Below are 22,867 nucleotides of genomic sequence, written 5' to 3'. Positions count from 1 at the left end.
CAGGGGCGACGGTTTTAAGGCCGCGTACCTCAAAACCGTCATTCCCGCGAAGGCGGGAATCCAAGCTGAACTACCGAAGTCGTAGCGCAAGCGTCCCGCCATAATCCGACGACACAAGACAGCCGGTCCCGAAAGCCCGCCGTCTGATTCACACGTTATTTGAGAAAGCAGTCATGTCCGAGAACACTCAAGCAGTTTTGGAATCCTCCCCTGCCAAGGCGGAAGAGTACGGCGCCTCGTCGATCCAGATTCTGGAAGGCCTGGAAGCGGTACGCAAGCGTCCGGGCATGTACATCGGCGACACGTCGGATGGCACCGGCCTGCATCACCTGGTGTTCGAGGTGCTCGATAACTCGATCGACGAGGCCCTGGCCGGCTACTGCTCCGAAATCCACGTCACGATCCATTCCGACAATTCGGTCTCGATCACCGACAACGGCCGCGGCATCCCGACCGGCATCAAGATGGACGACAAGCACGAGCCGAAACGCTCGGCGACCGAGATCGCCCTGACGGAACTGCACGCCGGCGGCAAATTCAACCAGAACGCCTATAAAGTCTCCGGCGGCCTGCACGGCGTGGGTGTGTCCTGCGTGAACGCACTGTCGAAACTGTTGCGCGTGACCGTGCGCCAGAACGGCAAAGTGCACCAGATGGAGTTCGAGCGCGGCGTTCCGCTGAACCGCGAAATCGAAATCCGTGACGGCGTGGAAGTCTCGCCGATCAAGGTTATCGGCGAAACCGACAAGCGCGGCACGGAAGTCCATTTCTGGGCCGACGAGGAAATCTTCTCGCACGTCGAGTTCCATTATGAGATCCTGAGCAAGCGTATCCGCGAACTCTCGTTCCTGAACAACGGCGTCAACATCAAGCTGACCGACCAGCGCACCGGCAAGGAAGAAGTGTTTGCCTTCGAAGGCGGCACCCGCGGCTTCGTCGAGTACATCAACAAGTCCAAGACCGTCCTGCACCCGACCGTATTCCAGGCGACGGGCGACCGTATGTCGGAAAACGGCACCAATGTCTCGGTCGACGTATCGATGCAGTGGAACGACGCGTACAACGAGCAAGTGCTCTGCTTCACGAACAACATCCCGCAGCGCGACGGCGGCACCCACCTGACGGGCCTGCGCGCGGCGATGACGCGCGTGATCAACAAATACATCGACGAGAACGACTTCGCCAAGAAGGCCAAGGTCGAAATCTCGGGCGACGACATGCGCGAGGGTCTCACCTGCGTGCTGTCGGTGAAAGTGCCTGAGCCGAAGTTCTCGTCGCAAACGAAGGACAAGCTCGTGTCGTCGGAAGTGCGCGGCCCGGTCGAAGAGATCGTGGCGAAGACGCTCACCGACTTCCTGATGGAAAAGCCGAACGACGCCAAGATCATCTGCGGCAAGATCGTGGAAGCGGCGCGCGCGCGCGAAGCGGCCCGCAAGGCCCGCGACCTCACCCGCCGCAAGGGTGTGATGGACGGCCTGGGCCTGTCGTCGAAACTGGCCGACTGCCAGGAGCGCGACCCGGCGCTGGCCGAGCTGTACATCGTCGAGGGTGACTCCGCAGGCGGTTCCGCCAAGCAGGGGCGCGACCGTAAGTTCCAGGCCATCCTGCCGCTGCGCGGCAAGGTGCTGAACGTGGAAAAGGCGCGCTTCGAAAAGATGCTGTCGTCGGAACAGATCACGACGCTGATCGCGACGCTCGGCACGTCGATCGGCCCGGACGAGTTCAACGTCGACAAGTTGCGTTACCACCGCATCATCATCATGACCGACGCGGACGTCGACGGTGCCCACATCCGCACCCTGCTGCTGACCTTGTTCTACCGCCAGATGCCGCAGCTGGTCGAGCGCGGCCACATCTACATCGCGCAGCCGCCGCTGTACAAGGTGAAAGCCGGCCGCGACGAGCGCTACCTGAAGGACGACGTCGAGGAAGCCAGCTACATGATGCGCTTCGCCCTGAACGGTGCTGCCCTGATGCCGAAGGAGGGCGCGGAGACGATCACCGACGGCGCGCTGGGCGACCTGGTCGACAAGTACAACAAGGCGAACGCGATCATGATGCGCCTGTCGCGCGTGATCGACCGCGCCGCCCTGTCCGCCATCATGACCGGCGTGAAGCTGGACCTGTCGACCCAGGAAGCGGCCGAGAAATCGGCCCAGGCGATGGCCGACGCGATCCACGACACGAGCGTGAAGGTGGGCGTGCGTTCGGACGAACTGTCGGACAAGCACAGCCTGCGCATCGAACGCATCCACTACGGCAACGTGCAAGTGACGTCGATCGACGCCGACTTCGTCGCCGGCGCCGACTACAAGACGCTGGAAAACTCGGCCGAGACGTTCCAGGGCCTGATGGGCGAAGGCGCCATCATCCGCCGCGGCGAAGGCGAGAAGATGAAGGAATTCGCCGTGCGCGACTTCCAGCAGGCCATGGAATGGCTGCGCGAGGAAGCGGAGCGTGGCGTGTCCAAGCAGCGTTACAAGGGCCTGGGCGAGATGAATCCCGAGCAGCTGTGGGAGACGACCATGGATCCGACGGTGCGTCGCCTGCTCAAGGTGCAGATCGAGGACGCCATTGCTGCCGATCAGATCTTTACGACGCTGATGGGAGATGACGTGGAGCCGCGGCGGCACTTTATTGAGTCGAATGCACTGCAGGCGGGGAATATCGACGTTTGATCGGAATGAAAATGCAAAGGCCTCTTCGGAGGCCTTTATAGTTCACGAAATTCGGCTGATTGGCTGCGCTACAATCAGGTAATCGACGATCCTCGCGCAATGAAAGCCGACAAGCCCCTCGCCCTCTACCGCCAACTGCGCACCCAGCCATTGTGGCGCCTGCTGGCGGCCGACACGGGGCCGACCGTGCTCGCACTACTGCAAACCCACTTGTACGACGCCGACCGCAGCCTGCCTGCGTCGATCCTGCACGAGCGCATCGAGCGCGACCTCGAGCAATTACGCAACCGTGGCGAGGACTGGCCACAAACGGCGCAGTTGTACGTGGCGCGCTGGCTTGCCGAAGGCTATCTGGAACGGCGCTTTCCGGCGGGGTCCAAAGAAGAAGAGTACGAACTCGCCACCTCGACCGTCGAAGCGATCCGCTATGTCGCCAGTTTGACCAGGCCGCACAATGCGGCGACCGAAAGCCGCCTCGGTCTGGTCATCGGGGCGCTGGCCAAGCTGGCCGACGATACCGATAACGACAAGGGACGGCGCATCGCACGCCTGCGCGCAGAGCAGGAACGGATCGCATGCGAGATCGCGGACGTCGAGCGCGGCACGTTCCAGGTGCTGTCCGAAAGCGCGGCATTGGAACGCACGCGCGAGATCATCGCGCTGGCCGACAATCTCGCCGGCGATTTTCGCCGGGTGCGCGACCAGTTCGAGCAGCTGAACCGGCATCTGCGCGAGCGGATCATGGACAACGATGGCAGCCGTGGCGACGTACTCGACGCGCTGTTCGCCGGCATCGATGTCATTTCGGAGAGCGAAGCCGGACGCACGTTTTCCGCGTTTTGGCGCCTGCTCACCGATCCTGTCCAGTCCGCGTCGCTGGACGACGCGCTGGACCAGTTGATGTCACGCGATTACGTCGCGGCTCTTGATCCCGATGAACGCCGGTTCCTGCTGCGGCTGACACGAACTTTGTTGGACCAGGGCGGCATGGTTCACGACGTGCTGCAGTCATTTGCGCGCAGCCTGAAGAATTTTGTGCAAAGCCGTGAATTCATCGAACAGCGCCGTCTGAACCAGTTGTTGCGCAAGGCCCAACGAGCGGCGCTCGCGCTGAAGGATGAAGTCAAGGCAACCGAGGCGCTGCAATACACGCTCCCGCTCACCAGCAGCAGGCTGTCTTCGCTGTCGCAATGGGTGCTGCATGATCCTGCGCTGCAGGCGCTGCCCGACCGCATGACGGACGGCGATACCGCGCTACTCGACCTCTCGATGATCGGCGACCTCGTCGCTCAATCGGAGATCGATTTCCGTTCGCTACGGGAAAACGTGAGCAACGTGCTGGACATACGTTCGCAAGCGTCCATCGGCGAAGTCTTGCGCGAGTTTCCGGCCAGCCAAGGCCTTGGCAGTGTGCTCGGCCTGCTCGCATTAGGCGCGCGGCATGGCATCGTGGGGGAAAGCGGCGAAACCGTCGCATGGATCGGTGGCGATGGTGTCGCCCGCCAAGCCCGCATTCCGCTCATCTATTTCTTAAAGGAGAAGCTCAGTGACGTCGGGGCCGGCACATGAAAACACGATGACCCAAGCAACCGGTCATGAAGAACGGCCCGCCGACGTGTTATTCGTCAACGACACGGGCGAGCTGCCGCTCGACACGCGGCGCGTATTGGTGCAGCTGCTGTCCGGTCCGTCGCTGGAGGGACGGCGGCATCCTCGGCTCTGGCCCGTCCTGCTGCGCGATGAACAAGTCATCCGGCGCCGCCTGGCCGAACTGTTCCTTGAGCTCGTGCTGGACCGGGATGTGCAGGTCGCATTCACGTCCCAGGTGGCCGCCGAGGAGCTGGACATTCCCATCCTGCTGCGGCGCGCGCAACTGACTTTCGTCGACTCGGTCCTGCTGCTGTTCCTGCGCCAACGCCTGACCCAGGCCGAGTCCCACGGTGAACGCGCCGTGATTGCGCGCGACGAGATGGTGGAGAACCTGATGCCCTACGAGCGGGCCGCCAGCACGGACCGGGCAGGTTTCAGCAAGCGGGTCAACGCGTCGGTCGAGAAACTCAAGAAGCACAATATCCTGCAGAAGCTGCGTGCCAGCGAAGACCGTTTCGAGATCGCGCCGACCCTCAAGCTGCTGTTCTCGGCCGAGGAAATCATCGCCCTGACCGCGCTGTATGACCGCATGGCGGCCGGCGAATTGCCGACGCTGGCACGCCAACCGCTGGACGACGACGAGGACGAGTGACCATGAACATGCCGATGCCGGACACCGGCGAACAATTCCGCATGACCCGCCTGCAGGTGTTCAACTGGGGCACGTTCAGCGGTCTGCACGACATCCCGGTCAGCAAGCGCGGCTTCCTGATCGTCGGCCGTTCCGGCGCCGGCAAGTCGACTCTGCTCGATGCGTTGTCCGCCCTGCTGGTACCGCCGCGCTGGATCGATTTCAATGCCGCCGCACGCGAAGCCAGCCGCGCTGGCCGCGACCGCAACCTGGTCAGCTATGTGCGCGGCGCCTGGACTGCGCAAACAGATGCCGCTTCCGGTGAATCCGCAGTGCGTTACCTGCGCGCCGGTACGACCTGGTCGGCCCTGGCTTTGCAGTACGAAAACGAAGCGGGGCAGCGGGTGGCGCTGGTCCAATTATTCTGGGTGCGCGGCAATGCGAACAGCAACCGCGACGTGAAATCCTATTTTCTCGTCCTCGAGCGCCTCTTCGACCTGCGCGAACTGCAGGATTTCGGCAGCACGAATTTCGATGTGCGCAAGCTGAAACAGGCGCTGCCGGATGCGTTCGCGCGCGACGAATTCCGGCCATATTGCGAGCGCTTCTGCCGCTTGCTCGGCATCGACAGCGAGATGGCCTTGCGCCTGCTGCACAAGACGCAATCGGCCAAGAATGTCGGCGACCTGAATGCCTTCCTGCGCGACTTCATGCTGGACAAGCCGGAAACGTTCGAGGTTGCGGATCGCCTCGTCAGTGAGTTCGGCGAACTGGATGCCGCGCACCAAGCCGTGGTGACCGCGCGCGAACAAGTACAGGTACTCGCGCCGGCGCGCAGCCGGCACCAGAAAATGGAAGCACTCGCGCTTGAGCGCAATGGCCTGCAAGAACTGCTGGCGGGCATGCACAGCTATCGCGAGCGGCTGCGCATGACCTTGCTGGCCGAGCACATTGCTGCGCTCAGGATCGAACTGGAGGGCCTGGCCGGCAACGTCCAGCGTCACCAGAACGTGCTCGACAATCGCAGCGCCGCGTTGCGCGACCTCGAACGCCAACGACGGGAAGCGGGTGGTGAGCAGATCGAATTTTTCAGAAGTGAAATCGAGACCTTGGGAGTCCAGCGCAAGGAGCGCATGCGCAAGCGATCGCAAGCGGTCGATGCCTGCAAGGCGCTCGGCTGGGATTTGCGGCCGGACCCACAGGGTTTTGCCGAACTGCTCGGCATGGCGCGCCGGGAAATCGATGAATGGCAAAACGATGACCTGCAGCAGCAAGCCCTGCTGACATTGGACCGCGAGGCGACGGAGGTCCGGGCGCGGCGCGTCGTCGTCGACCATGAACTCGCCTCGCTGCGACGCCAGCCGTCGAACATTCCGGCACCAATGCTGGAACTGCGACGCCAGATCGCGGAGGCCATCGGGGTCGCAGAAGCGGCGCTGCCATTCGTGGGCGAACTGGTCGAGGTCAAGCCGGAAGAACATGCGTGGCGCGGTGCGATCGAACGTGTGCTGCACGGGTTTGCGCTGTCGATCCTCGTGCAGGAAGACCAGTACGCCGCCGTGTCCGCCTACGTCAACGACACCGACCTCGGACGCAAGCTGGTCTATTACCGCACGGTGCGTGGCGACCAACCGGCGCGGCCGCTGCAAACGCAATCGCTGGTGCTGAAGCTGAACGTCAAGGAAAATGGATTTTCCGGCTGGCTGCAGAACGAATTGCGGCAACGCTTCGACTACGACTGCGTCGATACACTGCGGGCGTTCCGTGCCGCGCGCGAGCGCGCGCTCACGCGCGAAGGCCAAATCAAGCACAACCGGTCACGCCACGAAAAGGACGATCGCACCAGCGTCGAGGCCCGCCAGTACTGGGTGCTCGGTTTCGACAACCGCACCAAGCTTGCTCTATACGAGGAGGAGGCCCGGCAATTGCGAGAACGCGAAGCCCGGCTCGACACCCAATTGCGGGCATTGCGCGAACAGCGCCAGACGCGCGCCGCGCGCCTGTTGCAATGCCAGACCCTGGTCAACCTGCAATGGCAGGAAATCGACGTGTTGCCGCTGGCCGACCGCATCGCCGCCATCCAGCGCCAGCTCGACGCGTTGCAGAAGGGGAACACCGACTTGCAGCGCATGGACGAGCGCCTGCGCCAGCAGGAAGACTTGGTGCGGGAGGCGCGCAATGCGTTGAACGATGAACTCGTCGAACAACGGTCGCGCCAAAAACTGTGTGCGGAACAGGAAGAGCAGTTGTCCGCACTGCGGGAGGACCCGTCCATCGTGGCGCTGACGCCGCACCAGCAAGCGGGCTTGGCGCAACGGTATGCGGCCTGGAACGGAACGTTACGGTTGAAGGACGTGGACAGCGCCGACCGGGCCGTCGGCAAAGGGCTGCACGACGACATCCGTGCGGTCGACGCCGATCTCGCGCAAGGCGAAAAATTCGTCGAGGCCCAGTTCGCCATCTTCATCAACCGCTGGCGCGCGGATGCGGACGGGCTCGATGCACGCCTGGCGGCGGCACCTGATTTCTTCCGCAAGCTCGTCCGCCTCGAATCGGACGGTTTGCCCGCGCACGAACAGCGCTTTTTCGACCTGCTCCAGAACCAGAGCCACCAGAATCTGGCCGCCTTGTCCAGCTACCTGAACGACGCGCGCAAGGCGATCCTGGCGCGCATGGAACTGGTCAATGACAGTCTGCGGCAAGTGCCCTTCAACAGCAGCGAGCACCAGCGCACCTACCTGCATATTCAGCCGAAGGATCGACAGTTGCCCGAAGTGCAGCAGTTCAAGCAGGACATTACGGCTGCGCTCAAGCATGCGTGGATCGACGACCGCGAGTTCGCCGAGGCCCGCTTCATGGACTTGCGCCGCCTGGTGAACCGGCTGGCCAGCCAGGAATCGGAACATCGCCGCTGGCGCGAAGCCGTCCTCGACGTGCGCCAGCACGTCGAATTCATCGGCCGCGAGTTTGACGAGGAAGGCCAGGAAGTGCAGGTGCACCAAAGCGGGGCCGGCCTGTCCGGCGGTCAGCGCCAAAAGCTGGCGACGACTGTGCTGGCCGCGGCCCTGCGCTACCAGCTCGGCGGCAACGATACGGGTATTCCACGCTACGCGCCTGTCGTGCTGGATGAGGCATTCGACAAGGCGGACAATGAATTCACCGCCCTTGCCATGAACATCTTTGCCAACTTCGGTTTCCAGATGATCGTCGCCACGCCGCTCAAATCCGTGATGACGCTGGAACCTTTCATCGGCGGCGCGTGTTTTGTCGATATTCGCGAACGCAAGGTATCGAGCGTACTTCTGATCGAATACGACGATGAACGCCAGCGCCTGAAACTGGCCGACCGCCTGCCCGAAGGGGACACGCTTGAAACTGCCGAATGAAGTGCACGCCCTGCTGCGGCGTCGCTTCGACAACCGTCATCGCGAATGGTTCAACGCTCCGGATACCGGCGAAGACTGGCCGCTGACGATTCCTCTCGGCGTGCCCACGGAGCAAGCGGCAAAGACTCGCCTGGACGCGGCCCTTGCCTGGGTGCGTGCGTGGCAGACGTGGCGGGGCGCGGGCATGTTGCAGTGGACCGAACGCCAGTGGCGCACGCTGGGTACGCAGCGCGTGCCCGAATCGCTGCGTCTCGGCGGCGTTCGTGACGTGGCCGCATGGCTCGACGAGGTGGAACGCTGGGACCGGGCTCGAGGTCGGCAGGCCGGGATGGTCCGGCGCTGGCCCGTGTTGACGGGACGTCTGGGCCGATTTTTCGACGTACTTGCCGATTATGCCGACCCCGATTTCGAACGGTTGATCGCCACATTGGACTGGCTGGAACGGCATCCCGACTCCGGCCTGTACTTGCGCCAGTTACCCATTGCCGGCCTCGACACGAAGTGGATCGAGGCACGCAAAGGCGTACTCGCGGACATGTTGTGTCACATAACAAACCGCGCCGATATACCCGGCGACTTTCACGCCCTGTGCGGTCTCCGCCGCCCGCCGGTCCGACTGCGCATGCGCGTGCTCGACCCTGCGCTGCGTGCTCGCGTGGGTGGACTCGGCGATCTCACCGTACCCGTCAACGAGCTGGACCAGTTGGACCTCGCACCGCGGCATGTCGTCATCGTCGAGAACCTGCAGACGGGACTCGCATTCGGGGACCTCCCCGGCACGGTGCTGTTCATGGCGCTGGGTTATGGCGTCGACCTGCTGGCGAGGGTGTCTTGGGTACGTGGCGCGCACAGCTTTTACTGGGGCGACATCGACACCCACGGCTTTGCCATCCTGAGCCTATTACGCGCACAGCTGCCTGCGGTTCGCTCGCTGTTCATGAACGAATCCACCTTGTTGGCCCACCGCGCATTGTGGGCCAGTGAACCAACGCAGCACGCCGCGCATGAACTGCCGCATCTCGATCCCGTGGAGCAGGCCCTGTACCACATACTCAAGCAACACGTGCTGGGCTCCGCGGTACGGCTGGAGCAGGAACGGATTTCCTGGGACATCGCCTGGCCGGCGCTCAACGATGCGCTGGCAAAAGTGGATTGATCGAGGCGATGAGGTGCGATGCTGCGGCACCTCGAAATTGCATATCAAACAATCAATACAGCACCGTCAATTCAACAACCGGCTGTGCTTGGGCAGTTGCGCCGCCAGATAATCATGCTGATCGGCGAGGATATTCCGGCCGCTCAGCAGGTAATGCTCCGCGCGGCAGGGAACATACGGCACGTAGATCAGCGGCCGGAATTGCTCCACCAGCAGATTGCCCTTCTCCTGGTTGCAGCGCTTGCATTATCCCTACCACGGGTAGTTCACTACTTCACCGATTCTCCGATTACCACTATGGCAGGGTTATCTACGTAGATGCCCCGGCAGTCCATATGCAGCAAGAGGCGAGCGCCTCCTGTCGACAATCCATGCGGCGGGTGTTTCACGCCGTCCTTTAACGATACACCTACCAACTAGATTACTATATAATGTTGCCCAGTCGAATTTTCTAAGGTCTATTAGGTGTAGGTGAAATGGAAGCGTTGAGAAGGACCCACACCGTTATTCATCTTGGAATCCAAGCCCCGGATGCTAAAACCCTTCCAGTTCTAGTAGAACTAGATGACCCTGAGCACCCGAAGATTACGGTCAGCGTGGCCAAGTTCGCCCGTTACCTCCAGCGTGAAGGCGTCTACAGTTACGATAAACTCCGGAAGGCAGTCATCGCCATCGGCAAGCTCCGGGACTTCTACCTCTGTGAGCGCGGTGGCGAGATGCTCACGCCTGATGGCATGAAAAGTCTTCTCGAAGATTTCCTGTTCGCCATCGACCACGGTACGATTCTGAACTGGCGACCAGCGAGCAATCACGACTATTTGCAGACACGCAGCGCAGTCTTCGAGTACGTCAAATTCCTCCTCGACAACCCCAGTGTTGATTGGCCGACGCACGAGCTTCGCTTTATTGCCGCCTGCCGGGATGCTTGGCAGAACGCAACCCATGCCGAAAAGAGCCTCCTGTTTCATACGAAGAAACGAGGTCGCAAGAAGGCGCGTGGCCGCAAGCGCATCGTCACCGGGCTCAGGCACTACAAACCGTTTCCGCCCGACCTCGTGGTTCCGTTGATTGAGCACACGAAGAATATTCGTGACAAGCTCCTGTTCTCCTTGATGGCTTTCGGAGGCCGTCGACTTTCGGAGATGCTGCACCTCTTCGTCGGTGACGTTGAAGCACGTGGCCTGAGCGTTGGTGTAGTCCTGCGCCACCCTTCTCAGTCGCCGATGAAGTGGACGTCCGCGACTGGGGCAACGGTCAAGGGTTCCCGAGTCGAATACCTGCGCAACATGTTCCAGCTGTTACCTCGGACCGAGCATGGGGCGCAGCCCTCTGCCGCAGGATGGAAAGGGATGAAATTCGACGACGAGGCTCGTATGAGCTCGGAGGTGTACTTTATCCGCGAAGTCGAAAGCTACCTTTTGACTCTGCACCGAGCCTACCTGCACGAAGTCCGCAGCAAAGTCCCACGACGACCTCACCCGTACTACTTTGTCGCACTGGACGGCGAGCCGCTCACCATCCGGGCGGTAGAAAAGCAGTTCAGCTTGGCTTGCCGCCGGCTCGAAAAGAAGTACGGCGTTTCGCTTGAGGGATACGGGCCCCACTCCCTACGTCACTACTACGGCTTTTATTGCGCCGACGTATTGCGGGCAGACCTGCTGCTTATCCAGAAATGGATGGGGCACGCCCAGCCTTCGTCGACGGCAGTGTACGCACATATTTCACCCGAGACCGCAGCAAAGGCGCTGGCCGATGCGCAAATCCAGGCCAAGCTTGATGGCCGCGTGAGCATTACTCCGGAAGAGCGCGAAGCCATTGCTCAATCGTTTGCTGGCCAAAGCATTGAGCCGATTCCCGAAGCTTGGCGACTTGACTCGACTCGTTTCGGCATGCTGGACACGAGAAACCTTCAAAGACCCCTCCGATGACCTATGACCACCTGATAGTTGACGCGCCGCTTAGCTTTCCAGGCCCTGATGCGCGCGTTGCACCGGTCTTGTTCAATCCCAACAAGCAGCAGTTCCGGCTCATTGCGAACCCGGCTCTCTCCGAAATTCAGGCGCTTGTAGAGGAGCACGCGCGTTTTCGGCTCGACGCCCACTGGGACTTTCTCAATCAGCTGGGCTCGCCGGCGACCTCTGCAACGCAAACCATTCGCGCATTCATTGTCCATTCAAGCAATCGCGCCTGGCTGCCCGCCCATGTCCTGCGGGATACGGCCGGCGCTACGACGAAGGCAGGCATCCTTTCAAAACTGGCGGGCGCGTCCATCGAAGAACAACGGGGCCGGCTGAGCGCTCATAAGCCCAAGTCCATTGCGGAGATGCTTGCGTTATACCGCGACCAGCCTATCGAAGATGTAACTGGCTACCGCTACTTCATGTCGATTCTGGAGGATGCTCCGGATGCGCTGACCTTTTTCGGAAAACTGATTGACAATCTGTTCAGCTTCCTGAAGGGCGTAGACTACCGGCTTGGTACGCCTCCAACCGAACAGCATCAAGCCAGGGCGTTTGAACTGCTCGGCATGGCGATGGCTCGCCAGTGGATACTATTTCCCTTCATCCACCATAGCTCCGGGCTTCAGGAGCACTATGTCCTGAGTCACCGGGAAAATGTCGGCCGGTTCTTTATCGAGCCGTACCGGCCAGCCGAGATTGCGGACATCCTTGCCGCGTTGGAAGCGGTCCCTGTGGAGCGAACCACCCACGCGAAGTTCGCCATTCACTTCCGTAATTTGGTAATAGCCTCGACCTTTCGCGACATCCGCCAGTGCAGTCGCGAGCTGTTTGAAGCATGCATGGCTGTCATGGCAGAGACGGAACGGCCGATGGTTTTCCAAAACATTGGCATGGCGCGGCGTACCTACAACGCGCTCATCAAAATCCATAACAGCAAAGCCGAGAAGGGTTACCTGGTGCGGGAGGTTATGCCACCGCGCAAGAATGTCACCGTAGCGGAATTCGCTTCGTTCCAGTACCTGCGAGACCTCGACCAGAAATGGGACAAATGGGCGACCGCGTTTGAGTCCTTTGTAGCGGCAACCGAAGACAGCCAAGGCGGGCTGCGGCGGCTGACTTGCACCGAGTTTGCGAAGTTCCTGGTTGGCCATCCCAGTCCCCCGGCTTCACCAGAGTCAACACCTCGAGACCTGATTAACGATTACGACGATGAGGGTGCGACCTATCGCAACCATCTGAAGTCCGGCGAGGCGACTGCTGAGACGCGGAATGGCCGCCTTGCCTTGCTGGGTAGCTTTTTTGACTTTGTGCGGGACTCGTCGCGTGCCAGCTCGGCCGATGCGGTCGACAAAGCCTGGTTCCCGAATCCCGTTGATATGCGGTTCGACCGGTTTGTGGTGAAGTACAAGGCAGGTAGCCATCGAAAGGCCATCGGCAGCGACATCATGGAGATGATGCGCAACATCCTGGTGGCGGACGATTACGAGTGGGCCAAGACCGCACTGCCGAACGACTGGGCGACTTTGGTTAATGACGATACCGGCGTAATCGAGCGAGTTTGGTGCCCGAGCGCGACAATCTTGCTCTACACACTGCTCTCTGTGCCCTTGCGCAGCCTGCAAGGACGGCTTCTTGATTCAGGCGAGGGCGATGCCGAAATTTTCGATTTCGACTCAGGTCGCATGGTGCCGAATCCGCACCAACTTCCTATCGACGGCAAGCTGGACCCTCGCCGAAAGGAAGGTGTATTGCAGACCATGGCTTCTGGCATGCGTGGCATCACGGACATCGCGGGACTCTGGATTTCGACCAATAAGACGAGCGACCAGGGATATGCCGTTCCATGGGTCAGTGAAGACCTCCTACGGCATTTGCGTTACCAACGTGAGTTCATTACGCGATATGCGGCTCATCCGCATACACACGGCATTAGTGAGGCCCAAGGCCATCGCAACACGCCCATCGAATGGGTGGAGCGTGAACCGAAGTTCTACTGCCTGTTCCGGGACCCGGCTGCGGAACAAAAGGTTGCCGCATCCTTACCTGTCTCGAAGCAGAAGCTTCTCAAATTGTGGGGAGCGCTCTGTCTTGAGACGCAGCGACGCTACAACGACGGGGTCGTTAACGGAGGCCGGATAACGCTGGTTCGGCCTGGGACTGAAAGCGAGCGCTATCCCAAAGCTCTTTTCGACATCCACTCCCTTCGAGTCTCCGGAATTACGGACCTACTCGACCGAGGTGTACCGCTCAACATCGTTTCTGAGTACGTGGCCGGACATGCGACATACATCATGACCCTCTGGTACGACAAGCCCGCACCAGGTGCGGTACGGAACTACCTGATGCAGGCCCGCGCCGGCGTCGGCAGCGGAGCAGGTCCGCTGCCAGATTTTACACAGGAAGAACTCGCGGACTTGAAGCCGTATCTGCTTCCTCATCCGGACCATCGAGACCTTTACAACGGGTTCGATGCTCTGAACGAGAACAAGGGATTGATACTGTTGCGGCAGTCCGGAATCTGCCCGGGGGCACGCTGCTCGGAAGGCGGGCTCGATGAAACGATGCGGATGGTTCCGGTGCCTGTTGGCGACAGAGGGCCCTCATGCCCACAATGCCGGTTTTGGCTTACTGGCCCGGCGTTCCTGCTCGGCCAGGCCATCGAGGGCAACCAGCTCATCCTCAAAATTCGAAACAAAATTCAGAACCTCACCGCCTTGCGCGACCGCGTAATGGATGCCGAAGACGCCGACGATACCCGGCAAGCCGACCTCTTGCGCGGCCAGGCGGAAATCGAAGAACGGCAGCTCAACGACATGCTGACCGAATGGTGGCATCGGATGCGATTTTACGAGGCGTCGGTGGCCAAACTTGAAGCCTACCGAACGGCCCAACGTGCAGAGCCGCTCGACGGCGTGCCAGGTAGCGCCAGGCCAGTCGTGCTAATGTCGAAGGCGTCCGAGGCTGATATTCGCTTCGGCTTTAACCAAGCGACGTCGCTTGAGCTGAAGCACTTTCTGTCCACTTGCGCCGAGATACTGCCTGAGTTCAGCCTTGAGCAGACTGGTGCCCGCCAGGACATCGAGATTGCAGTGGGCAAGTTCCTGGCGATTAACAACGAGCGAGACCTGACCGCGACGTTCTTCAAGCTGTCGGACCAGCAGCGGCTTACGGCCGCGAACCTGGCCGTCGAACTAATGATGGGAGCCTTGCCTCCGGAGAGCGCCGAGGCTCTACTTGAAGGGAGCCTGGACCTGACAATGGTCCCCGGCTTGCGAGAGGACATCACGACCATGCTTGCCCACAGTCACAACAAATCCTTCGTGCTTACCCCGCGCGAACCCATCACACTCGGAGAACCCGCATGACTGCGACCAAGGAAAAACGTCGAGCATCCGATGTCCTTTACGAGGAAATCTTAGACTCCCGGAACAGCGGGCGCCGTGAGAACATCCGAATTATCAAGGAAGTATGTGACCAGATGGAGCGCGACCGGGTAATCATTACGGCCGCAGAGGTGGTTCGGCGCGGTGGAGAGCACGGGCCAGCCTATTCGACCATCAGCAACAAGGGCTCGCAGCTGGGCGAGTACGTCAAGCTGCGCATAACTGAGCAGGCAGCGGCGCTGCCTCAGTCACCTGGGCGTGAGCAAGACCTTGCGGAACGCATTTCCGACCCGGTTCTGGCCGCACAGATTCGAGACAAGGAAAGCACTGCCCGGTGGCTCCAAAAGGAGAACACGGCGCTGCGCCACCTGCTGAAGAACCTGTCGCCCGGGGCCGACATCGACACTGCACTCTCGCGCGCCACGAAGGGCCAACCGTTAATTGCGGCTCGACCACCCAGTGCGGCGCCGGCAAGCGACGAACTCAGCGGTGCCCTGCTGAAGCTCATGGACCACCTGATTCATGAGCGGCAGTACGTGGAAATGCGTGGACGACTGACCATCAACCACAAGGCGATTCTGGACCCTCGCGAGCTTTCCACTCTCCGGCAGGCTTGTGGTCTGCGAGAGGACGAGTGGAAGCTAAGGTACGGGTCAGCCTAAGGAGCCCCTAGAGCCAGCCTGTATTACGTATGCTTCCGGGCCGCCAAGGTGTACAAGACGCTACCACAGAGGGCTCTTCGTTTGATTTGCTATTTGGGCCTCAAGTCGCGGCGAACCGAGCGACCGTCCAGCAGAGGCGGCTCTACCGACTGGAAGGAATCTTTGGCTCCTTGAGCAACTGCGCCTTGTAGGCCATCAGCTGCTCGGGCGGTACGTCGAATCGCTTGAGCCACTGGTCGGCGGCCCAGCCTATCAGCCGAGGTTCACTCTCAGAAGAGGCGTAGTGGAGCTGTACGTCAGGCGTCCGGACGGGCTGCAGGAGCATGTTCGGTAGCACCATCCGCGCTGGGGGAGGCTCGTCCGCCGGCGCCGCATCCGGCCGAGGGCCAGCCTGGATAACGACGCCCGCGCCGTAATCGAACAGGCGGAACCAATCCATCGGCAGCTCGGACCGGACGGTCGACTCACCGCCCACCTTCTCCAGGTATTCCCTGTTAATAGCCGTCAGCCAGCCAATGGTTTTGATGCCCAGATGCGCGTTGGCGGCGCCGGCAATCAGATTGCCAGCATCGAAGCCGCGCAACTTCGAACAGAGGAACGCCTCGAACGCCTGGTTCTCGTCATAGCGCAGGGCTGACAGATTCAGGCTGTGGCCCGCATAGCCATGGACCGCACGCAGACGTCGCGCGCAGTCAACGAAGAGTTCCTGGAAGGCGGCTGCGTGCTCCTCGACAAACAGGAGCGGTACAGAAAATCGCATGCCGCACAGGCCCCAGTCGCCCATCTTCGCGTTCCATGCGGGAAGCCCATAGACCTGAAATTCCCAAGGTCCGGCGTCGTGCACCAGTTTGCCGCTGGTGTAGTAAAAGCTCACTGCATCGTCCGGGTCCAGCCTTGACAGCATAACCTTGAGCGGCTTTGCCTGCTCGATTGCCATTTTGTCGGGCCCCTCCGGCGGGTCTTCACGCAAGAGCCAGGTCAGCTTAGGGTTCACTGCTGCTTGATATACCGCGAAACACTCATTGATGGCCTCGCGCACAGCGGGCAGGTGCGCGTCCGTGAAAAAGAGCGTGGCGGCGATGGCGGGCACACAGCCCACATAGTTTTGCGGTCCCTGCTTCGTGAGCAGTCCGCCAGGAACGTTCATAGCCCCAGGGTTCGTGCGCATCAGCTCGATAGGGTCGAACGGTAAATCATTCATGTCAGTCCTTAGAATGCCGGCACGCCGCCTGGTGGCGGCCGCTTCGTCACAATCATGTAAATTATGCCTGCAGCTGCAGCTGCGGGCCCCAATTGTTCAACGGGCACCTTCGTCGCCTTTGGCTCGGGACGGTCACAGTCGCATTGCTTGAGGTCTAACGGCACCATCTTGTTGCGGTTGTCAACGGCGATTGAAAACTGATACAGATTTCGTCATGCCAGCGATTTAAAACTGATACACCGCCGTCGCCGAACACCGTCCGTGTTCAGCCCAGTTCTGCAACGTCGTTCCCCCTCATCATTCCGGCCTGTCGCTGGTGTTTCAAGCGATAGCTTTCCCCTGCAATCGGCACGATATGCGCATGGTGCAGCAACCGGTCGAGCAGGGCCGCAGTCAGCGTCGTGTCCTGCGCGAAGGTCGTGTCCCATTGCCCGAACGGCAGGTTGCTGGTCACGACCAGGCTGCTGCGCTCGTACATGGCCGCGATCACCTGGAAGAACAAATTGGCCTGTTCCCGGTTCATCGGCAAGTAGCCGATCTCGTCGATGATCAGGAGCCGATATGCCTTGATCGCGCGGTGCATCACCGCCTTCAGATTGTTCTGCGTGTGCGCCGTCGTCAACGCCAGCAACAGGTCGGCTGCCGTCGTGAAGCGCGTCTTGATGCCGGCCTGCGTGGCCTTGTAACCGAGGGCCATTGCCAAGTGCGTCTTGCCCACGCCGCTGGGGCCGACCAGTACCACGTTTTCATGCCGTTCGACGAAGCCCAGGCCGGCCAACTCCTCGACCTGGCTGCGTTTGACGCCCTTGGCAAAGTCGTAGTTGAACTCATCCAGCGTCTTCACTGCCGGGAATCCGGCCAGCCGGGTCAGCGTGCTTTGCTTGCGCACATTGCGTCCAGCTACTTCCTCCCTCAGCAAGCCTTCCAGGAAGTCGCTGTAGGCCGTTCCCTGCTTGGCTGCCTTCTGGGTTGCGGCGCTGTAGCCCTGCGCCACGAACGGCAGGTTCAGGCTCTCGCACAGCGCCGCGATCCGCTCATGCTGCAGATTCATGCCACCACTCCTTCCGATACCCGCATCAGCAGCGCGTCGTAGACCTGCAGCGGATGCTGTACCGGAGAAGGTTGCGCGATCCGCTCCACCACTGCCGCCGGCCGTGGTGCCGCAGGCGCCGTTACTGCCGGTTGCGGCCGGGCTGCCGCAATGTCTGCCCGCCACGGTGCTGGCAGTGGCTGCAGGTGCTCCGACTCCCGCTTCAACGCCGCGGCTGGCGGCTCCCCGGTGGTGCCGTGGATGCGTGCATTGGCCACTTCTTGCAACCAGTGAGCCACTTCCACGTTGGCCGTTACGACATCAAGCTTCTGGCCGCTCTGCGCCAGCCGGCTCACCAGCGGCACGTAGAACGAACGGCGCAGATAACCGTTGAAGCGTTCGACCTTGCCCTTGGTCTTGGCACGGTACGGCTGGCACAGCTTGATCACAAAGCCGCTATGCCTGGCATAGTCCAGGAAGCCGGCATGGAAGCGGTGCTCGCCTTCGCCGTAAGCGTCGCGCTCCAGTACCACCGTCTTCATGTTGTCGTACAGGACCCGCCGCGTCACGCCACCGAAGGCAGCGAAAGCGCGCTCGTGGCAAGCGATCAGGGTTTCCACCTTCATGTTGCTGACGAACTCCACATAGCTGGCCCGGCTAAAGCCGAGCGTGGCGCAAAATGCATACAGCGGCGCGCTGCCCTTGCGGAACTCGACCCAGTCCACCTGCAGCTGCTCGCCCATCGCCGTCTCGAAACGCACCACCGGATCTACCGGCGGCGTCGGGCGCAGCGTGCGCATGAAGGCGCGCAGCTGGCTCATGCCGCCTTCGTAGCCGCGCGCTGCGATCTCACGGTACAGCACCGTGGCTGGAATCGTATCGGGCTGGGCGGCCTGCTGCCGATCCCTCAGATACCGCTCGAATTGCGCCAGCTTCGTCTGGCGCTTGACCTTGCGCTCGTACTTCGGCACGGCCTCCAGAGCCAGATGCCGGCGCACCGTGTTCACTGCGCAGCCGACTTCAGCGGCAATCTGCCGAAGGCTCAACCCATGCTTCTTCAGTAGCTTGACTTCCACGTACACCTCTTTGGGTTTCAAGGCCGCTCCGCAAAGCGGCCATCTTCTCAAATCGGTGTATCAGTTTTCAATCGCTGCCTGTATCAGTTTACAACCGCTGCTGACAGCGGTCACCGGCAATTTTGATGTAGGCCTGGCGCTGGCCTAACCGATATTGGTCGTCGGGGAACTTCATCTCCACCACTTGCTTGATGTTGTCCTGCGTGGGCGGCTTTGAAGGGTCCTTGACGATGACCACATCCGGGCGGCGGGTATAGCCGCGACCGGCGACATACGGCTGCGGGCGCGTCGGGTCTTTGGGCCATAGCGTCTTCGTCCAGCCGGGCCAAAGCTCCCGGCCCTTCGTTGCAACCTCCTTGTCGAGGAACGGTTGTGGCGGGCGCTTCGTCATGTCGTAGGTGTACTCGGCCTTGTAAGGACTCGTGTGCTTGAGCGTCTCGTCGAGCGCTTTGAGTCGGCCGGAGACACACTCTTGCTTCAGCCGGCGCCCGTCAGCACCGATATTCGGCTGTGTCTGGCACTGGCACATCGCCGAGCAGAGGACTTTCTTGTCGACTGGGTCGAGCTCAGGCGGCTTGAAGGGCACGACGGTCGTGGAACCTTCCGGAGACATGTCCCCAACCGCCATCGGCGGCCGTTCGCCCGGCGGCGGAGCAGTAGGGCCCGTCATGCGTCATCTTTCTGAATCAAATCGAACGCCAGCGCTTCGCGCGCGTCACGCTCGACCCATGTCGTGTAGCCGTCTGCGTCGGTAGTGCCCGTGATGTATTGCCCACCGGTGGACCTGACGCGCACCGCCTGGTTGCGCATTGGAGCTCCAGTGATGGCGTCGACGAGTTGGAACCGCCCGCGAAAGCGCTCTTGGCCTGACGTGGCGGGCTCATCTTGGTAGCGGCTTGCGAGCCCCTTGGCCACGACGCCGAAGCCCTGCAGCGATGTACCGATAGCGTCGGACACGGCACCAGATGCGCTGCCGTTCACGGGCTCCGTAAGGGTCATTTGCTGGCTGGCGACCAACACAGCACCACATGCTGTTTTGCACCCGTCGTAGGCGACAGCGTGGCCGTCGTCAAGAAAGCCTGCGTCCCCTTCCACGATGGGATACACGCCCTTGCATCTCGGGCACGAAACCATGTCGCCAACCCGAGCCCAACCCTTCCCGTCGGTATCTGAGGATTGAGAACAGGTGATGACGGTCCCGCCGTGACTCGTTTTGTCGCCGATAACGATGATGGGCTTCAAGAATTCCTCCGCGATGACTTGTTACTTGTCTTGAAGTAAATTTTCACATCGATGTTGCATTTGCGACTTTTCTGAATCCAATATTTTGTGTGGTCGAGTGGTCTGAAAAGCCGCGCAGACTCCTGACGGCCATGAGTTCCGCATAGTCCGCTTTGGACATGCCAAGGGCGGCCCTTCAAGGCGTTGGCAGGCTTACCCTGACTTCAAGTTTTGAGGCGGGCAGAGGTGCGGTAAGCCTGGCCGAGAAAACCTGCGGCATTACCGAGTCTAGGGTCTGATGCCACCCGCGGTCTGATGGCCGCTCAGCACCCTAGAACCGTTCTTCAGACCATGGCAGGCAGACACGTGAGCCGCTAGGTAGGCATGCCTTCAGAAACTCCATCTGGTCTGAGATAATGCTTCGCCCAGACAGGAGTAAGGCCTCCGCAGTGTTCGGGACATATGGCAGGTAGACCAGCTCCATGCCGGATTCGGACAAAAGCTTGTCACCTTTGCGGCTATTGCATGTTTTGCACGCAGCGGCGCAGTTAAGCCAATTCGTTCCGCCTCCTTTTGACTTGGGGTGGATGTGCTCCCTCGTCAGCATGCTCCGGGGGAACCTCAATCCACAATAACAACAGATGTGCTGGTCGCGCGCGAACAGTGTTGTATTGCAAAATAACACGCGCCCGGAAAACGTCTGGTTGCGAACGGAGATGATGGGCGGAACACGAAGAATCGAAGGTTCGCCAGTTTGTTTGGAGACGCCCGCATGAAATTCGAGGTCCTCTCCTACACCCCAGGCAATTGCCCCCCGGCGCTTCAATGAAAAAGCTTTGTCCGGCGGAACCCATTCGCACGGGCGACCGCCGTTGTCGAGCATCAGAATCTGTTGCATCGGTCGTCCTTTTGGCAAAAATGCCTGTGCCGGACAACTGGTAAGGTGGAAGTAGTAAGGGTTACTACATTCGGCCGACCATAAACTCTCCGATACACGCGGCGTTGGTTAATATCATGATGGACTGGTAAGGGTTTTGGTGGGGAGAACTTGCATGCGGTCACGCAATTCATCCACGTGTCCTGGCCGCCGCGCGACCTCGGCAGGATATGGTCGCGCGACAGTTCCTTGTGCGCGAAGCGGTTGCCGCAATAGGCGCAGGTGTAGCGGTCGCGCTTGAACAGTAGATCGTTCTGGTGCGTCAGCGGCAGGCCGGTCCTGAACATGCGCGTCATGATTTCGCTGCCGGCGATGGCAATGATCGGCTTGACCGCGATTTTCGACTGCACGCCCGACTTGGAATAGCCGCCGCGGAAAACGAATTCGCGGCCGCCCAGTTCCCAGGCCACTTTGCCGAGTGCGTAGTACAGGATGGCGTCCTCGGGCGCAATCCAGTCGAAAGGGTTACCTGCAATATCGAGTGCCAGGATTTGCGTGTTCATCGTGTCACCTTCATTCCGTAGTGACAGCGTAGCTTGAACACAAATAAAAGTCAGCAATCGTGCGCTGACTTCGGCGTCAGCCCCGCAATCTCACGGGCTTGGTGCCGAACGTCGGCACCGTCACCGGCTTCGCCAGCCCGGCCAGGAAGCGGCCCAGCGGCGCTTCGACCCAATGATAAAACACCGCCCCGGACGCCACGCTGGCCGCCCACGCCCACACGACCCCTGCGCCTTGCAGATAAGCATCATCCGGAACGAAGCGCGTGAATGCCGCATTCACGATCAGGCAAACCGGAAAGTGGACGAGAAAAATCGAATATGAAATCTTGCCCAGGTAATTGATGAGCGACCATCCCGAGCTCGCATACGTGCCCAGCCGCGTGCGGCCGTACAGGCACAAGAAGGAGGCCACGACGGACGCCACCGCGATGCGGATCCGGAAATCCAGTTCCAGCGCCAGCACGGCCGGCACGACCATCATCAACAGCAGGGAGAACGTCGCCATGAACGGCCGGCGCGGGTCGCTCGCCCACCACGCGAGGATGCCCAGGCCGTAGCTGCCGAAAAAGTAAGACGCCCACACGTCGAAATCGGCGTCGCGGTTAAAGTACAGCAGCGAGATGCTCACGCCCAGCGTGACCAGCAGGGGCATCAGCCAGGGCATGGAGCGGTTGCCGGCGATGCGTCCGCCCAACCACAGCAGGCAAGTGATCAGCGCATACAGCTGGAAATCGATCGCGACATACCAGGCGCCGGCGGACAGCGATTCATAGCCCAGCACGCTGTGCAGCAGCAGGACGTGCGCGGCCAGCTGGGACATGTTCGGCGGGGCCGAGATCGAATCGTGGACCATCCACGTGCGCGCGAGCGCGGACGCGCCGATCGCCAGGAACATGGCCACGATGAACGGCGGCGCCAGCTTGATGTAGCGGCGCCAGATCGTGCCCAGCGGATTGCCGATGCCCGGCATGCCGGACGGCGACAGCGATTTCGCGACGAGGAACCCGCTGATGACGAGGAAGGCCTGGACGGCGATGCGGCCGTACTGGTCGAGCCAGTCGATAATCGGCGGCATCAGCGGCCGCGCGGCGTCGGCCATCGGGCCGTAGAACGCCAGGTGGTGCAAGACGATCAGTTGCGCCGCACCGGCTTTCAAAAGGTTGATCAAACCAAACTGTTTTTGGACCGTCGCGTTCGGTCCAGACACTCCCGGATCTTTCATGTGTGAGCCCAGCCATTTCAGTGTTGCTCAGCATTAATTAAGCAACAATGTTGCGGAAACAGCTGAGCGGGCGGCCATCATAGCCGAGCTGAATTGTGCGGGACCACGCTTTACACCTCGTAAAGCCTGTTACATAAAGATGCAAATTAATCGTAAAAATAATGGCTGAATGGGCGTTTTGCTTGCGCTTTAAGCCATGCAAAGCAACTAAACTGTCCAAGAAGCAGCAG

At 60.8% G+C, this 22,867-nt stretch carries 17 protein-coding genes; 8 read left to right on the top strand and 9 right to left on the bottom strand.

Features of this window, described 5'->3' with window-relative positions:
• Window positions 1–173: 173 nt before the first annotated feature.
• From gyrB to ACL58G_RS06040, 5 genes are all read left to right on the top strand, one after another.
• A complete protein-coding gene (gyrB, locus tag ACL58G_RS06060) occupies window positions 174–2,678 on the top strand; it encodes a DNA topoisomerase (ATP-hydrolyzing) subunit B (RefSeq protein WP_440965748.1) in 2,505 nt (834 codons plus the stop codon).
• 99 nt (window positions 2,679–2,777) lie between these two features.
• The gene (locus ACL58G_RS06055) at window positions 2,778–4,247 is read left to right on the top strand and encodes a DUF3375 domain-containing protein (protein WP_440965747.1); all 1,470 of its coding nucleotides are present in this window, start codon (window positions 2,778–2,780) and stop codon (window positions 4,245–4,247) included.
• 7 nt (window positions 4,248–4,254) lie between these two features.
• Complete coding sequence (locus ACL58G_RS06050; protein WP_440965745.1) at window positions 4,255–4,920, top strand: DUF4194 domain-containing protein; 666 nt, start codon at window positions 4,255–4,257, stop codon at window positions 4,918–4,920.
• Window positions 4,921–4,934: 14 nt separating this feature from the next.
• Window positions 4,935–8,285 carry an ATP-binding protein gene (locus tag ACL58G_RS06045; RefSeq protein WP_440965743.1) on the top strand — a complete coding sequence of 1,117 codons (3,351 nt, stop codon included), beginning with the start codon at window positions 4,935–4,937 and terminating at the stop codon, window positions 8,283–8,285.
• On the top strand, window positions 8,269–9,441 hold the full coding sequence (locus tag ACL58G_RS06040) for a Wadjet anti-phage system protein JetD domain-containing protein (RefSeq protein ID WP_440965741.1): 1,173 nt from the start codon (window positions 8,269–8,271) through the stop codon (window positions 9,439–9,441). The genes ACL58G_RS06045 and ACL58G_RS06040 overlap by 17 nt, the downstream gene beginning before the upstream one ends.
• Window positions 9,442–9,507: 66 nt before the next feature.
• Here the strand turns inward: ACL58G_RS06040 and ACL58G_RS06035 are convergent, their stop codons facing one another.
• Entirely contained in the window at window positions 9,508–9,651 is a 144-nt protein-coding gene (locus tag ACL58G_RS06035; RefSeq protein WP_440965739.1) for a hypothetical protein, read from the bottom strand.
• Window positions 9,652–9,917: 266 nt separating this feature from the next.
• Here ACL58G_RS06035 and ACL58G_RS06030 point away from each other — a divergent pair, with 266 nt between their 5' ends.
• Genes ACL58G_RS06030 through ACL58G_RS06020 form a run of 3 tightly spaced genes read left to right on the top strand, consistent with a single transcriptional unit; the run spans window position 9,918 to window position 15,447 of the window.
• Window positions 9,918–11,369: a tyrosine-type recombinase/integrase gene (locus ACL58G_RS06030; protein WP_440965737.1), complete on the top strand. Its 1,452-nt coding sequence runs from the start codon at window positions 9,918–9,920 to the stop codon at window positions 11,367–11,369.
• Entirely contained in the window at window positions 11,366–14,767 is a 3,402-nt protein-coding gene (locus ACL58G_RS06025; RefSeq protein WP_440965735.1) for a VPA1269 family protein, read from the top strand. The genes ACL58G_RS06030 and ACL58G_RS06025 overlap by 4 nt, the downstream gene beginning before the upstream one ends.
• Window positions 14,764–15,447 (top strand): hypothetical protein, encoded by a 684-nt coding sequence (locus ACL58G_RS06020; protein ID WP_440965733.1) that lies wholly within the window; start codon window positions 14,764–14,766, stop codon window positions 15,445–15,447. Before ACL58G_RS06025 ends, ACL58G_RS06020 begins: the two co-directional genes overlap by 4 nt.
• Before the next feature lie 142 nt (window positions 15,448–15,589).
• On the opposite strand, the gene ACL58G_RS06015 is transcribed toward ACL58G_RS06020, so the two are convergent.
• From ACL58G_RS06015 to ACL58G_RS05980, 8 genes are all read right to left on the bottom strand, one after another.
• A complete protein-coding gene (locus ACL58G_RS06015; RefSeq protein ID WP_440965731.1) occupies window positions 15,590–16,648 on the bottom strand; it encodes a type VI immunity family protein in 1,059 nt (352 codons plus the stop codon).
• A gap of 265 nt (window positions 16,649–16,913) precedes the next feature.
• A complete protein-coding gene (gene istB / locus ACL58G_RS06010) occupies window positions 16,914–17,699 on the bottom strand; it encodes an IS21-like element helper ATPase IstB (RefSeq protein WP_413382469.1) in 786 nt (261 codons plus the stop codon).
• Window positions 17,696–18,775: an IS21 family transposase gene (gene istA, locus ACL58G_RS06005; RefSeq protein WP_440962794.1), complete on the bottom strand. Its 1,080-nt coding sequence runs from the start codon at window positions 18,773–18,775 to the stop codon at window positions 17,696–17,698. The genes istB and istA overlap by 4 nt, the downstream gene beginning before the upstream one ends.
• Window positions 18,776–18,842: 67 nt before the next feature.
• Window positions 18,843–19,424, bottom strand: a complete 582-nt coding sequence (locus tag ACL58G_RS06000) for a VRR-NUC domain-containing protein (RefSeq protein WP_440965729.1) — start codon at window positions 19,422–19,424, stop codon at window positions 18,843–18,845.
• A complete protein-coding gene (locus ACL58G_RS05995; RefSeq protein WP_440965727.1) occupies window positions 19,421–19,996 on the bottom strand; it encodes a PAAR domain-containing protein in 576 nt (191 codons plus the stop codon). Before ACL58G_RS05995 ends, ACL58G_RS06000 begins: the two co-directional genes overlap by 4 nt.
• Before the next feature lie 310 nt (window positions 19,997–20,306).
• Window positions 20,307–20,873, bottom strand: a complete 567-nt coding sequence (locus ACL58G_RS05990) for an HNH endonuclease (protein ID WP_440965725.1) — start codon at window positions 20,871–20,873, stop codon at window positions 20,307–20,309.
• The gene (locus tag ACL58G_RS05985) at window positions 20,858–21,415 is read right to left on the bottom strand and encodes an HNH endonuclease (protein WP_440965724.1); all 558 of its coding nucleotides are present in this window, start codon (window positions 21,413–21,415) and stop codon (window positions 20,858–20,860) included. The genes ACL58G_RS05990 and ACL58G_RS05985 overlap by 16 nt, the downstream gene beginning before the upstream one ends.
• 76 nt (window positions 21,416–21,491) lie before the next feature.
• On the bottom strand, window positions 21,492–22,583 hold the full coding sequence (locus tag ACL58G_RS05980) for an acyltransferase family protein (RefSeq protein ID WP_440965723.1): 1,092 nt from the start codon (window positions 22,581–22,583) through the stop codon (window positions 21,492–21,494).
• Window positions 22,584–22,867: the final 284 nt, after the last annotated feature.

The organism is Massilia sp. GER05 (assembly GCF_052056005.1).
Lineage (GTDB): Bacteria > Pseudomonadota > Gammaproteobacteria > Burkholderiales > Burkholderiaceae_D > Telluria > Telluria orientalis.
The sequence above is the reverse complement of the archived record's forward strand: the minus strand, read 5'-3'. Positions and strand labels throughout refer to the sequence as shown.